The following is a 13,437-nucleotide window of genomic DNA, read 5'->3' as shown; positions in this document are numbered from 1 at the left end:
GGCCACCTCTGCCCTGTGGCGACGGGGCGGGTTCATTGATCTCCAGCGGGAGGGTGGCTCGCGCTCCTCGAATTGGGTCGTGAATCGAGGAAGGCGGCGATCTTGCTCGGAGTGAAGATCCACAGCACCTGGTGAATGCCGCGCTTGGAGGCGGCTCCGGTCACGAAAGCGAGGGCCGGCCATCGCGGTGGATCAGTACGCCTGTAGTGCCGTTGGCGTCGACCAGCTCGGGCACGGCGTCCCGCCAGAGCTGCCGATAGGCCGAGAGCCTGGCCACCCGGGCACGGCCGAGTACAGGCACGCGGGCACAGCCCCGCATGCGCGTTGCCGTCGGAGAGAGGCTGACGACGTCGGGTGCGAACAGGGCTTCCAGCGAGACCACGTCTCCCGTCCTGGCCGCTGAGACGAATGCGCCGAGAGGCGACGGTGCTCGGCCGCGTCCACGGCCTCCCGCCGGTCGTCCAGCAGGTGACGGCGTGCACGGCTGACGATCTTCCGTACGTTGACGAGGCTGACGTCGAGAATGTCCGCGATCTCGGCGTAGGCGTAGTCGAACGCCTCGCGCAGTACGTAGGCGGCGCGCTCGACGGGAGTCAGTTTCTCCAGTACCAGGAGCAGCGCCATCCCCACTGTCTCCGCGTGCTCCGCCCCCAGGGCGGGATCCACGCTGGTGTCGACAGGTTCCGGGAGCCACGGTCCTATGTATGTCTCACGGCGTACGCGCGCCGACTGCGCGACGTTGATGGCCAGGCGGGTCGTGGCGCTGGACAGGAAGGCGGCGGGACACATCACCAGCGATCGGTCGGTCTTCTGCCAGCGCAGCCGGCCTCTGGACGACGTTTTCGGCCTCAACGGTGCTGCCGAGTACGCGGTAGGCGATCCCGAAGAGCCGTTGGCGGTAGCTGTATGAAGACGGCGACAACATCCTCGAGGTCGTCGGGCGTGGGGGAGAACGGTTCGGCACTCATGATCCATTGGCCTCCGTTGCTTGGCTGAGCCGCCGCATCGAGGAAGGGCGAACCGATGGTTTCCGCGTGCGCACCTTGGGTGACACCGGGACGTGCCTCGACCGGTGATCAGAGTCTGTCGCATGACTGCCTCTGCTTGTTGTCCATTGCTACGTAGACCGAACAGACGGGGCCGGTGTGACATGTGACGGTGAATCAAGTCGTGGCTGTGGGCGTCTGCTTGATGTGGGGCGCGAGGGGGCGTCATCGTGGCGAAGGCGACTTCGCCACGATGGCGCTCTGTGGGGCTGCGTCGACAGTACATCCGTTTCATGCGAGACCGTATCGAACGAGCCAATTGCGTTAAGGTGACTGCATGACAGCCGAAGTGCCGCCGAGCAAGGTTCCCCGCGCGTGTGACCGACCGCCCCGGGATGCGTCCCCCTTTGCTCTGGGCCTGCTGCTCCGGCGAGCTCACTGGCGGGCGGCCGCGGTGATGGAAGAGGCCCTGCGGCCGCTCGGCATCGAGCTGCGGCACTTCGCCGTCCTCATCGTGCTCGTGGATCGCGGGCCCACGGTGCAGCGGGACCTGGTGGCGGCGACGGGTTCGGACAAGGCCGGCATCATGCGGGTCGTGGACGACCTGGAGCGCAAGGGGCTTGCCCAGCGCAAGGCCGTCCCGGGGGACCGGCGTGCCCGCGCGGTGGAGATCACCCCCGAGGGCCTCGAGCTGTACGACGCTGCCCATGTGGCGGCGGAACCGTTGGTCGAGCACCTGGTCGCCGGACTGGCGCCGGGTGAGGCCGAGCAGCTGACGGGCCTGCTGACCCGGTTCACCTATCCAGCCGACACTGCCGGGTAGGCGCTGGCGCGTGCGCCCCCACTCGCTTCGCGAGCTCCTTGCCTTCGAAGCCGCTTCGCGAAAGCGCGTTCGCGGGAGGTCTCGTAGAGGGGGATCAGTTCGCTCATGGCCGGATTCCGTCGGGCCATGGTGAGCTCAGGAACGATGAAGTCCAGATCCAGACCGAGAGTGTCCCGGAGGACTGCCCCCAGGTAGTTCTGTACGAAATCAAAGCTCCTCACGAGGCGTCCCCGGCCTGTACGAGCCGCCGCGGGTGGCGATGGCGACGGCCGGGACGTCCCGGGCGGAGGGCCTCTCGCCTGCGGTCCGGCCGAGCAGGAGCACGCTGTCGAGCCATGCCTTGAGCGTCGACGGGATCGAGAAGTTGTGCATCGGGGCGCCGATCAGGACCGCGTCCGCCTGCTCGAGTTCCTCGATGAGTTCCAGACGTGCGGCGAATGCCGCGGACTGCTCCGGTGTGCGGTCCGACGGCGCGGTGTACCCAGCGGTCCAGGCGGCGGCCGTCATGTGCGGGACGGGGTCGGTCGCCAGATCGCGGTGGATCACCGTGCCCTGCGGGTGCTGCTCCTCCCATGCCTTGACGAAGGCCGCCCCGACTGAACGGGACGAGGATGCCGCGCCCGGCAGCACGGATGAATCGATGTGCAACAGCGTGACCATGACTTTTCTCCCATGAGGTGGTGTCCGACGGCGGGGACTCGCGCCCACCGAGCGCTCGACTCGAGCGTGATAGTATCGAACGATACCATCTCGTTCGATACGAACGTTGGCGATCGAGCGACGAGGAAGAGGGAGTCGACCGTGGAAGTCCATGAGGCAGTGCGGAGCCGGCATGCGGTACGTCGATTCAGCTGACCAGCCGGTGTCGAGGGCCGCGTTGGAGCGCGTGGTGTCCAGTGCGGCCTGGGCGCCATCCGCATCGAACATCCAGCCGTGGCGGGTCTACGTCGTCACCGACGGCCCCCTGGCCGAGCTCAAGCGGCGAGCCGGCGAGCGACTGGCGTCGGGCGAGCCCTGGGACGAGCCGGAGTACCAGCAGTACCCCGCTGCTCTGAAGTCGCCCTACCGCGAGCGCCGATCGGCCTTCGGCGAGCAGCGCTACGGAGTGACTGGGCATTGCGCGCGAGGACGTCGAGGCTCGACAGAGGGCGGCCTCGGCGAACTGGCAGTGCTCGCGCGCGCTCCGCCGCGCTGTTCTGCTACATCGATCGCGACATGGGCCCGGCCCAATGGTCGGACGTCGCGGGATGTACCTGCAGACGGTCATGCTGCTGCTGCGCGCCGAGGGACTGCACAGCTGTCCGCAGATGGCCTGGGCGAAGTACCACAAAACTGTCTCGGAGATCCTTGAGCCCCCGGGCGAACTCTCGTTCTCTTCTGCGGCATGTCGATCGGATTCGAGGACATCACGGAGGCGGCCACTCGCACGGACCGGGCCCTCTCAACAGAGACGGTCACTCTTCGTCGACGCCCTCTGACGCAGACGGGCGGTGCCGTCCCACACCGGTCCACAGCGTGTGTCACACCTGTGCGGTTCGCCTGTCATTGGAGTGGGACCACAGATGCACTCTGTCGACGCGAGGAGCTCAGTGATGGCCGAGCCCGTTGTTGAGAGCAAGACGCTCAACCCACCGCTTCACAGCGCGCAACAGGACTCGACCGGAGCTCGGGCTCGACCTCTCATGAAACGTGGCGCACAGGATCCGGAGCCGGTGGGCCTGAGCGCCCTTCCCCGTCCTGTGGCCGTCGTGGTCGGCGCCGGTGGCGTGCCCGGCGCGGCCCAAGTAGGCATCGGTTACGCGCTGGAGCGCCGCGGATTCGTCCCGGACATGATCATCGGAACCTCGGTCGGAGCACTGAACGGGGCCATCGCGGCCGCTCATCCAGAGGAGGCGGCACCATGGCTGGACCATGTGTGACCCGGCTGCGTCGCCGTGAGTGTATCCGCTCGGCTATCCGTCTTCGAGGACCAGTGCCTTCACCGACCGCGGCTTACGGCGGTTGATCGCTCGGGCCGGACTGCCCTCGCGGATAGCAGTTGGCGGTCCCCTTCACTGCGGTGGCGATGGATCTCGCCACCGGCGTTCCCGTGCTGCTCGACCGTGGAGACCTGGAATCCGCGCTCCTCGCCAGCGCGGCGATCCCTGGAATGCTGCCCCCGGTGGAGCGGGACGGCCGGACGCTTGTCGACGGTGGAGTGGTCGCCTACGTTCCGGTGCTGCCGCGCTGCAGGCCGGGCCGCCAGTGTCGTGGTGGTGGCGGTGCCGGAGAGCTCGCCCTGCGTCCGTCGATCCGCTCCGCCGCGCCGCGAGTGCCATCGCCGCCCGTGCCGGGCTGCTGCTCCTGCACCACCAGATCGAGCGTGACCTGCGCGAGGTGTCCCGCACGCATACCGACCGTCGTGCTGCCCACCGGGATCGACACCTGGCCCGCACCGTGGGACTTCGGCCGCACTCAGCGGCTGATCGGCACCGCGAGCCGCACGGCGCGCTTCCTCGACGAACTACGCATCGACGGGCCGGGACTCTACCGCGTCGAGGGCCCCTCCGCGGCTTCTCCGCCGGCACGTGCGGCTCATCGACTTCTTCGGCATCGGAGGCAGAACAGTGAGCACCATCGCGTTCCTGAACATCGGCATGCACGGACACATCAATCCGACGCTGCCGGTCGTGGCCGAACTCGTTCAGCGCGGTCACACCGTCGTGTACCACACGTCGCCCGCCTTCCGTGAGGAGATCGGGCCAACGGCGCGACGGTGCTCCCCGACCCCGTTGACCAGCCTTTCCCCGCCGAGCCGACGCCGCTCACCTGGATGGAGGCGCTGGCGACACACGCGCTCTGCGCCGACTGCCCGACCTGCTCCCGAACTCCGCCGCGAACGTCCCGACCTGATCGTGCACGACAGCGCCTGTCCTTGGGGGCGATCGCCGCTCGTGAACTCGGCATTCCGGCGGCCTCTTCGTTCACCACGTTCGCCTTCAACAGTCATGTCCCGAGCCCCACTCGGGGCTCCTGGCAGCTGCTGGCCGACGCAAGGGCCCGGCCCCGCAGCGCCCGGGGCTATCTGCGGTCCCGTCGGGAGTTGCACCGACGCTACGACACCTCGGGCTTCCCTGCTCGACCTGGCGGACATCCGCCAAGCGCTGAACCTCGTGCTACACGTCCCCGGAGTTCCAGCCCGCGGTCGAGGAGTTCGACCAGTCGTGCAGATTCCACTCGGCCCGAGTGTCGGCGCCCGTCCACCGATCCGTCGTTCCCTCTCGACCGGCTCCAGGACCGGTGTTGTACGCGTCGTTGGGAGCGGTGTTCAACGGTGGCCCGCGGCTCTGCGCCGGTTTCGCCACCGCGCTCGCTACCTCCGCGCGCGGTGGTCGTGTCGACGGGCCCCACCGATCCGAGCGCGCTCGGGCCACTGCCGGGAACGTGCTCGCCCGCCGCTTCGTGCGCAGCCGGAAGATGCTGGACCGCGCGGCGCTGTTCGTCACCCACGGCGGAATGAACAGCGTCAGCTTGAGCCATGTACGCCGGAGTCCGCTGCTGCTGATCCCGCAGGGCGCGGACCAGCGATGGTGGCTCGTCGCGTCGTCGAACTCGGTGCCGGCCTGTCGATGCGTACCCAGGACATCGCAGGAACACCGTTCGTGTTCTTGCCGACGCCTGCTCCACGAACCGGGCTTCGCAGCGGCCGCGACGAGCCTGAAGACCGCCCAGCACAAGGCGGGCGGACACCGGCAGGGCCGTCGACGAACTGGAGCGGTACACGCGCGTCGCCGACAAGGTTCATCAGTCGGCTCGGTCGATCCGCCACAGGGAGGCTGAGTGATGTCGTCTGTCGTCGTGATTCTGCTGCTGTGCGCCGGGCTGTCCGAGGCGGTCGGACGCATCCTGCCGCTGCTGGCGCGCAGGCCCGGCCTGCCGCGAACACTCGTCGCAGGGCTGCTCGCCGGCCGCAGCGAGCGTCGTCGAGGCGCCGTGCTCGCGTTCTGGCCGCTGGCCGCGTGGAGCGATCGACCGAGTTGGTCATGTCCTCGCCACCGGGCGAGGGCCTGGAGTGGACGGCAGGCCTGGTTGCCCGCTGCCGCTCACCGCGGTCCTCGCGTTCGAGTGCTCGGCGCTCCCTCCACTTCCACTGCATCTTCGTGGGCGTCGGTGCCGCTCTCGCTGACCCGCTGCATGCGGCGACCGGGCTCGCGTTGAGTGGAGCGCTGCCGGTTACGTGTGGCCGTCGCCGAGTCGGGCTGGTGTCGTCGTGGAGCCGTGCGGCGTCTGGTCAGTGAGGATCAGCGCTCCCCGGCGATGCGTCGCTCGCATGACGGTTCTGCTCTCGGCACTCGAAACCTCGGACCCGTGCTGCTTGCCGAGGCTGCTGGCCCGTCACGCGGTGCTGGTCTGCGGGACCGGCCTGCGCGCCCCCTCACCCACCTTCGGAGGGCATCCCTATGCGCGCGGCGCGGATCCGGCCGTCCGCCGGACGCCTACTTGACTACCTGGACGGCATCGGAAGCGTCTGTGTCCGCGACACCAGGGACGGCGGCCAGTTGGTCCGGCAGTGCTCGAGAAGGAGCACCGGAACTGCGCGTGCTGGGCCAGGTGCAGCCCTACTCACCGCTCGCGACCCACTGGCGAGCCGGCCGGTGGCGGGCGTGACTGCGGCTTTGGCGGATCGGGCTGCTGCTCTCTCCTGCACAACGTCATGCGGTCTTCGTCGCCGCGGACCACCGATACCGTCCGCTGTACAACCGGGCCGTCGGCACTCAGATCGCCACGCAGCTCGAGCTCGCGGATGCCGGTCCGGCAGCGGTGTTCCCGTGGTAGTTGCTCTCTTACAGTGGCGGCGCACAGGTCGCCACAGGCGCGGTCGATGATGTGTGCACACAGTTGCGCGCCCCTGTCGTGGTGATCACGCTGGGCGGGTTCCACAACGGGTCCAATGATGTCACCCACGCTGAGCACGTGCACCAACTCACCAGTGCCGGCGACCGCGGATCGAACGCGTCGGAACGTGGATATTCAGCGCTGCGCCTGCTCCGCCGGAGTGCGTGGAACCGCGCCCGCCGAGCCGGGAAGATCACCGTGCATCGCCTTGACCCAGCCACCACCTCGGGCCGAACAGCTACATCAGCCCGGAAGGCCTTCTGCCCGACGTCGCAGCTACCTCGACCACACGACCAACACCGTGATCGCGCTCATCCGCACCTACTACAACGCGACTCCGGTAACTGACGAACCGCGGCCATGACGCCGAACGCAGAAGAATTGAGGCACGGCACTGTCACAGAAGCCGCAGGAGGTGAAGCTTTACAGCGGCGGACAGCAGTCAGTGACCAGAGGGCTGGGGACCGGTGTCGGCGCGCCCCACGAACTGGTAAGGAGGCAGCAGAAGTGTTCGAGCAGCCGGACTGAGGGGCTACGAGATGAGGCGGTACTCAGAGAAGACGGCCAGGGAACTCGAGCTGAAGAGGCGACGGAAGGAGAAGGGCGACGACGCCTCGAGGAAAGCGAGAGTGGTGAGGGACCACCACCTCCTGGAAAGCCTGCTGACATCACCGAGCTCCCAGATGTCATCGATGCGTCGCCTTCGGCCGACGGTACGCAGGTGACCGCGGATACGCAGGGCGCCGCGGCCGCGGAGCGAACTGACTGACTTCGTCGTCGACCAGCATGATCCGCAGACTGCCTCCACGGCTCGTCTGGCCTCGTGGGGTAATGTGGGCCGGCAAGAGCGGCTCAAGAGCGGGCAAGCCTGACTACGCCGCCGAGCAGACCTTCGCCCTCTGCTTCATCAGTGGAACTGCCACGCCGTCGATCGGAAACGCCTCGGACTCACGACGCCTTCGTCTCATGGCTGCAGCCTCTTTACTGCCGGAGGCGCTTGAGAAGATCGGGTCAGCGAACGTGCACCGCAATCCTAGGGCGTGTTTGAAATGAGGTCACAGGACTGCCGTATCAAGGCGAGTTGGACGGTCGCTTCGTAGCGGACGGCGAGCTTGTCGTAGCGCGTGGCGACGCCGCGGGCCTGCTTCAACAAGCCGATCCGGCACTCGACCTTGTGCCTGGCCTTGTACTTCTCTCGGTCGAAGCCGGGTGGTCGGCCACCGGCCGATCCCCGGCTCCGCCGGTGTCCGGCCTGATCGCGCTTCTCCGGGATGGTGTGCGCGATGTTGCGTCTGCGCAGGTAAGCGCGGATCTCACGGGAGGAGTACGCGCGGTCGGCGAGCACGTGATCAGGCCGGACACGAGGCCGCCCGCCGCCCGGCCGGGGGACCCGGATGCGGTCCATGACCTCGATGAACTGCGGCGCGTCGCCGCGTTGGCCGCCGGTCACCACGATGGCGAGGACGTGCCCGGCGGCGTCGGCGGCCAGATGGAGCTTGGTACTCAGGCCACCGCGCGAACGGCCGAGCCCGTGGTCCGCCGGTTCGTCCGCCAGGCCGCCGTCGTCCGGCCGGCCCTCACGGTCAGCCCCCTTTTGCGGGCTCCGGCGGCGTGCTGATGGGCCCGGCAGACCGTCGAGTCCACCGACACCTCCCACTCGACGTGTCCAGCAGCATCGGCCTTGACCTGCAACTTCTCCAGGACGCGGGCCCAGGTCCCGTCGATCTGCCAGCGCCGGAACGCCGAGTACGACGTCTCCCATGGTCCGTACCGCTCGGGTATGTCCCGCCACGGTGAGCCTGTCCGGGCCCGCCACCAGATCCCGTCGAAGACCTGCCGCCGGTCCCGCGGCTTGCGCCCCATCGTCGGCAGCGGTGGCAACACCGCTTCCAGGCGCAGCCATTGGTCGTCCGTCAGATCTCCACGAGCCATCCCAAGATCGTTTCACGACCTTGATCGACATCTCAAACACACGCTCTGGCGGCGCACGTCGCGCACCCGCGTCACGCACACCTCGGCACTGGAGGTAGAGCATGGTCTCCCGCTGCCGGGCGGGATGGACCAGCCGCCACCGCGGTGTCCCCTCAGGGCGCGGCGGTCGACGCTTAATTCCTGCGAGACCCGGCCCCACAGCACGCCGCGCAGATCGCGGTCCCCAAGACCTTCGTTGATCCAGGCGAGCCGCCGGCGGCTGCGTCGGGGCCGGGGCGCACGCACAGGTGTCGCTCGAGGTCGGGTGTCTCGCCGTGCCGGACGGTGATGTACGGGACGGTGAGACCCGCGCTGGTGCGTCAGAGGTTCCCTTTCACGGAAAACCGGTGGGAGGTGGCGTGTGGGGAGACGGCGGGGGAGGACACCTCCACACGCCCGTCCGGACAGGACCCTGGTGGCAGGGCCGCATCCGGGTCTTGCACCGCCCGCTCAGCAGACGGGGGCGGAGCGAGGCTGGCCGGCCGCGACCTCCCCACAGAAGCGCGACCGGGGGCAGACGAGACGTGGCGCCGACCTGCCTCGGGGCTCCCGGCTCAGGAGGCATGCGGCCTCAGTGTCATCACCAGGAGGGTGATGGCGCCGACCAGGGTCGGCAGCAGGATGAGCTGGACGGGGCCGAAGCCGAGCATGGCCAGGTAGCGCAGCGGATGACGTATCACCCATCGCAGCCGCGGCACCCGCAGAAGCTGACGCCCTCGCGCCCGACGCCGGGACGCCCCCGCACTCACCGCCTTGCCTGCACCGGACGAAAGTGGTTTAACCGGGCGGCGACGTCCGCAGTGCTCCACCGGCTCGACACCCACGCCCCGGTCCGCCGCTGGCACGCGACGATCGCGGTCCGCTCGACGGGGAGGAAGAACGGCATCACGTAGCTGAGCATCACGATACCGCCGGCCCCACCGTCGGTCACCAGGTCCAGCGCGCGTCGCCCGCGCGGGGCGGCCCGCGGCCGGCGACGTGAACAGTCCAATGTCGATCAACGTCTCGACCGGCACCCACCTCCACCGAGCGACGGTCTTGTGCACGCCGCGTAGCGCCGAGTCCCGGACTCCGCACTGGGCAGACACCCGCAGACAATGACCCTCGTCCCCGCCGGTAGCGCCGGCGGCGCCTCAATCACATCGTTGCTCACGGCTGGCTCCGCTCGCGTCCGGTCTGCTGGCCGCCGATGGGTAAGCGGCACCATACGGTGGTGCCGCGATGGCTGAAGCCCCAGTCGCCACCCAGCTCCTGGACGAGCATCTGGACGAGGAACAGGCCGCGGCCGGATTCGTCCGACGCCGCAGCCTGGGTGGGCTGGGGCTCCGGGGTCTCGGTGCCGTCATCGATCTCGATGTGGACCAGGCCTGGTTGCGGAGACCAGCTGCGGTAGGCCACTGAAGATCCCGCACCGTGCAGGACGGCGTTGGTGAGGAGCTCGAGAGCACGATCAGCGCCACCTCGACGCGATCCTCCGGCATACGACAGGCCTGCCGCAGCCACGCAGCCCCGATGCGACGTACGAGAGGAACCTGCTTGCTCTCGCGCGCCCGCCGAGACTGCGATCGGCGAGGGAAGGACTGGAGGCAGGTCTGCAAGGTGGGGCTGGGTGCGCAGTGCGGCCGAGCTCCGCCGGTCCCGCTCGAGGCCTGTCAGCGCTGTTGCAGAGGAGATGCTGGTCTGCCGGCGAGAAGCTCATGTGAGGCTCCTGCTCGTGGATGGTCGGCGTGCAGAGCGAACGAAGACGTGCGTAGGGGGCGACGCGTGCCAGCAACTCGGCGGCGAGGACAAGGGCCAAGAACCAACCGTGGGCGCCGACTGCGGGATGCGCTCCGGCGATCGCCGCAATCCGGGAGCGGTTTCGGGCCTCACGCGCCATGAAGCACAGCCTCCTCTGGGCCGAAAGCGACTCAGGGATTTCCTCGTCGCACGATGGCCCACGCGCGGGGGACTTTCCAGCTGGACAGAAGGCGCGACCGCCCGTCAAAGGCGGGCTCAGCGCTGCGCTGTGACTGCGGAGGTTCGGTGAGTTCGCCGTCGCTGCGCGGCCGCTCCCTTCCTCGTCGGCCTGATGCGATCACCATGCCGAGCGGATGGGTTTCTGGCTTGCGCGGCGATAGGTGCGCATGATGGGTAGGCTTCTGGATCAATCTCACCGCTGAGGCTGAGAATCAGCAGTAGGCAGCAATGCACCGAATGAGGTGAGTACCGGCCAGTGACGGCCTTGCCGGATGAGACCTCGCAGCTCGGAGATGCTCGCGGCTCTCAAGGCGCACGACTTTGGCACGGTGTTCCGGCTGGCCAAAGCGCACGCGGGGATCAGCTTCACTCAAGCTGGCAAGCGAGTGACGATCGCTCAAGCTCAGCACGTGTGGGTCCCTGGCGAGGCAGTGGCAGCGCCGTCACTACTTTCGAGAAGATTGCGCGATCGCAGACGCACTCGAATCGGGTGGTGGTCTGCTGGGACTCGCCGACCGCTCATGGGAGGTGAGCAGGGCGAGAGCGAGGAGAGGCAACGAAGGTGCGACGCAGGGATTTCGTAAAGGCGTCAGGGTCACTGGCAGCCGGCGGGCTGGTCGCCCTGACGCCTCCGACCGCCCGGGGATCGACTCGAGCACGCGCGGCGTCGAGTTGCTGCAAGCCGACGCACCGCCCGGCTGAGACGACTGGACGACGTGCTCGGAGGCGGGGACACGTTCAGGCTCTACCTCGGTGAGTACCACAGGACACGCGGCCTCCTGTGCGACTGCACCTACAGCGAATCCACCGGCAACGCTCCTGCGTTCCTTGCTCGCCGAGCAGGCACAACAGGCAGGCTGGGCAGCCTTCGACGCTGGGCGCCAGGCTGCAGGCTCAAGGACTGTACGAGGCCAGCCAGGCGCGGCTCACGCGGCCGGCGACGTTGCCTTGGAGGGCAACGCCCTGGCCTTCCTCGCCTACCAGCACTCGGGGACCGATCAGAGCAAGGCGGTTGCGACGGCCATCGAGTCGTGCCGTACCGCAGGGCCCCGGGCCCCATCCGGCGTGCGAGCTCTCCTGCACGAACGCTTGGCCTGGGCCCACGCCGTCGCCGGGCACGCCCGAGAAACAGAGGCTGCCCTGCACGCTGCAGAGGAGGCGCTCAAGCGAGGACAGCAGCGGCCCGGTGCCGGACTGGGCCGCCTGGGTCGACTCCGACGAAGTAGAGATCGATCGAAGGGCCGGTGCTGGACGGAACTGCGTCGTCCACTGCGCTCGGTCCCCGTACTCGAATCCGTCCTGGCTCGATTCAGCGACACACACACGCCAGGGACAAGGCGCTGTACACGTCTTGGCTGGCGAGTCCTATCTGGCAGCGGGGAAGTAGAGACCGCGGCCGCGTCGGCTTGCCGCGTACTGGAGCTATCTGTCGGGGTCGCATCGGTGCGTCCCCGACAGCGACTCGCGCCCACACTGTCAGCCCTGACCCGGCATCGTGGTCTACCAGAGGTGGAGGAACTCCTGGAACGTGCGCAGGCTTAGCCGAGATTCCTGTCGACCCAGTCCCTGAAGTCGGCCGACGACTCGCTGAAGATCACGGCATTGAGCTCGGGACGCTCCCAAGGATGATGCGCGAGAATGAACTCCTCCAGTTTGGTGTAGCAATCCGCGCGCGTTTTGAAGAGGACCCGGTACTCCTCCCCAGTACCGAACGCTCCGTCGTGCCAGAAGGCCGAGACAACCGGGCCAATCACCTGTGCACCCGCAGCCAGCCGATCTGCCGACGACGGCCTTGACGAGGACGACTGCCTCGTCCCTGGTGGCCGCTGCGGTGGCGACCTGTAGATAGTGCGTCATGCGCCGCAGCCTATGTATGGGATGGGCTGCTCGGTAGACCCCTCTCCCTCGGACAGACCGGGCCTACGAGGGGCTCGAGCTGGCAGCCGAACTCGACTCACCCTCACCATCTACTCCGCCGAGCCCGGATCTCCCTCAGAGAAGCTACGCCTCCTCCCGCCACGACGATGCCGCAGATCCCTCCACGCCGGGCTGACCACATTGGTCGGAGCCAAGCCACACGTGGCGCAATCGGCCTCCCGACGCAGCCCACTGCACCACAAATGCGAGGGACACCTGCGACAGCCTGAGTTGAATCAAGAACAGTCCCGCAGCCATCAAGCGCGAGACCGCAACCTAGCCACTGCCTCCAGAGCCGACCCTTTCCTGCACACACTGCCCCGCCACTCCCGCCCGCTGAGCGGCAAGATGGGCGGATGGTAATGAGCGAGGCGGAACTGCTAGCCCTCCTGCACGAACTCGACGACCCCGAACGGCTGGAACAACCGCTGCACTACGACCGCGCCGCGACCGGCCTCGCGTTCAGCAGGTTGGTGCGCCGACTCGAAGCGGACTTCGGAGCTCCCGTGCGAGTCCGAGCGGGACACTCAGGACTCCAGTGAGTACGGGCGCATCCGCGTGCCTGCAGACGCAACGATCTGCGGAACACGGATCGTGGTCTGCGTGAGCAAGTTCGGCTCCTCGCCGAGGTATGTGCCGACAACCCGGGGCTTTCCTCGGCACGGACGAAGCCCGTGAGGAGGCGCGCTGGATCCCGTCGACCTCGCCAGAGTGGAACAGGCCCTGACCGAACTCAGCTACGTGAGCCTCCCCGAAGAGCTACTGGAGAGCGACCATGAGGGCCCCAGCGCGCTTGAGATACTTCGCAGCGCGGCCCACGTGGTGGACGCGATTCTTCGGCAGCATGTGATCCGCCGAGCGATAAGCCGGACATCTTGCTGAGCTTTACGTTCATCTGTTCCATCT

General features: G+C 68.0%; 8 protein-coding genes and 4 pseudogenes. 4 read left to right on the top strand and 8 right to left on the bottom strand.

Going from position 1 to position 13,437, the window contains the following annotated elements:
- Positions 1–160: 160 nt before the first annotated feature.
- Positions 161–382 carry a hypothetical protein gene (locus tag RBJ77_RS48700; RefSeq protein ID WP_372351579.1) on the bottom strand — a complete coding sequence of 74 codons (222 nt, stop codon included), beginning with the start codon at positions 380–382 and terminating at the stop codon, positions 161–163.
- A 143-nt stretch (positions 383–525) separates the two neighbouring features.
- A pseudogene (locus RBJ77_RS48695) lies at positions 526–624 on the bottom strand (sigma factor-like helix-turn-helix DNA-binding protein); the annotation flags it as partial.
- Positions 625–1,443: 819 nt separating this feature from the next.
- Here RBJ77_RS48695 and RBJ77_RS48690 point away from each other — a divergent pair.
- The gene (locus RBJ77_RS48690) at positions 1,444–1,809 is read left to right on the top strand and encodes a MarR family winged helix-turn-helix transcriptional regulator (RefSeq protein ID WP_372350832.1); all 366 of its coding nucleotides are present in this window, start codon (positions 1,444–1,446) and stop codon (positions 1,807–1,809) included.
- Here RBJ77_RS48690 and RBJ77_RS48685 read toward each other — a convergent pair.
- A pseudogene (locus tag RBJ77_RS48685) lies at positions 1,781–2,469 on the bottom strand (FMN-dependent NADH-azoreductase). The gene RBJ77_RS48690 and the pseudogene RBJ77_RS48685 overlap by 29 nt on opposite strands.
- A 141-nt stretch (positions 2,470–2,610) precedes the next feature.
- Here RBJ77_RS48685 and RBJ77_RS48680 point away from each other — a divergent pair.
- The 3 genes and pseudogenes from RBJ77_RS48680 to RBJ77_RS48670 all read left to right on the top strand — a co-directional run.
- Positions 2,611–3,268 (top strand): annotated as a pseudogene (locus tag RBJ77_RS48680) (nitroreductase); the annotation flags it as partial.
- 133 nt (positions 3,269–3,401) lie between these two features.
- Positions 3,402–3,728, top strand: a complete 327-nt coding sequence (locus RBJ77_RS48675) for a patatin-like phospholipase family protein (RefSeq protein ID WP_372350831.1) — start codon at positions 3,402–3,404, stop codon at positions 3,726–3,728.
- Between the two features lie 146 nt (positions 3,729–3,874).
- Positions 3,875–3,970 (top strand): annotated as a pseudogene (locus tag RBJ77_RS48670) (patatin-like phospholipase family protein); the annotation flags it as partial.
- A 44-nt stretch (positions 3,971–4,014) separates the two neighbouring features.
- On the opposite strand, the gene RBJ77_RS48665 reads toward RBJ77_RS48670, so the two are convergent.
- The 5 genes from RBJ77_RS48665 to cutA all read right to left on the bottom strand — a co-directional run bounded on the left by RBJ77_RS48665 (position 4,015) and on the right by cutA (position 12,368).
- Positions 4,015–4,200, bottom strand: a complete 186-nt coding sequence (locus tag RBJ77_RS48665; protein WP_372351578.1) for a hypothetical protein — start codon at positions 4,198–4,200, stop codon at positions 4,015–4,017.
- A gap of 3,517 nt (positions 4,201–7,717) precedes the next feature.
- Positions 7,718–8,616 (bottom strand): IS5 family transposase gene (locus RBJ77_RS48660; protein ID WP_372350830.1). Its coding sequence is split into 2 segments (ribosomal slippage): positions 7,718–8,280 and positions 8,280–8,616, totalling 900 coding nucleotides; the frame shifts between segments, so codons are not numbered across the junction.
- Between the two features lie 593 nt (positions 8,617–9,209).
- Positions 9,210–9,353 (bottom strand): hypothetical protein, encoded by a 144-nt coding sequence (locus tag RBJ77_RS48655; protein ID WP_372345127.1) that lies wholly within the window; start codon positions 9,351–9,353, stop codon positions 9,210–9,212.
- A 451-nt stretch (positions 9,354–9,804) separates the two neighbouring features.
- Entirely contained in the window at positions 9,805–10,158 is a 354-nt protein-coding gene (locus RBJ77_RS48650) for an ATP-binding protein (RefSeq protein WP_372350829.1), read from the bottom strand.
- 1,994 nt (positions 10,159–12,152) lie between these two features.
- Positions 12,153–12,368, bottom strand: coding sequence for a divalent cation tolerance protein CutA (gene cutA, locus RBJ77_RS48645; protein WP_372350828.1), 216 nt, complete (start codon positions 12,366–12,368; stop codon positions 12,153–12,155).
- Positions 12,369–13,437: the final 1,069 nt, after the last annotated feature.

This window comes from Streptomyces sp. KL116D, from assembly GCF_030766975.1.
In the GTDB taxonomy this organism is placed as follows: Bacteria; Actinomycetota; Actinomycetes; order Streptomycetales; family Streptomycetaceae; genus Streptomyces; species Streptomyces longispororuber_A.
The sequence above is the reverse complement of the archived record's forward strand: the minus strand, read 5'-3'. Positions and strand labels throughout refer to the sequence as shown.

Bases quoted from the DNA above. Each gene is read 5' to 3' on its own strand.
- RBJ77_RS48665 (WP_372351578.1), bottom strand. From the start codon at position 4,200: ATGCGTGCGGGACACCTCGCGCAGGTCACGCTCGATCTGGTGGTGCAG.
- RBJ77_RS48690 (WP_372350832.1), top strand. From the start codon at position 1,444: ATGGAAGAGGCCCTGCGGCCGCTCGGCATCGAGCTGCGGCACTTCGCC.
- RBJ77_RS48675 (WP_372350831.1), top strand. From the start codon at position 3,402: ATGGCCGAGCCCGTTGTTGAGAGCAAGACGCTCAACCCACCGCTTCAC.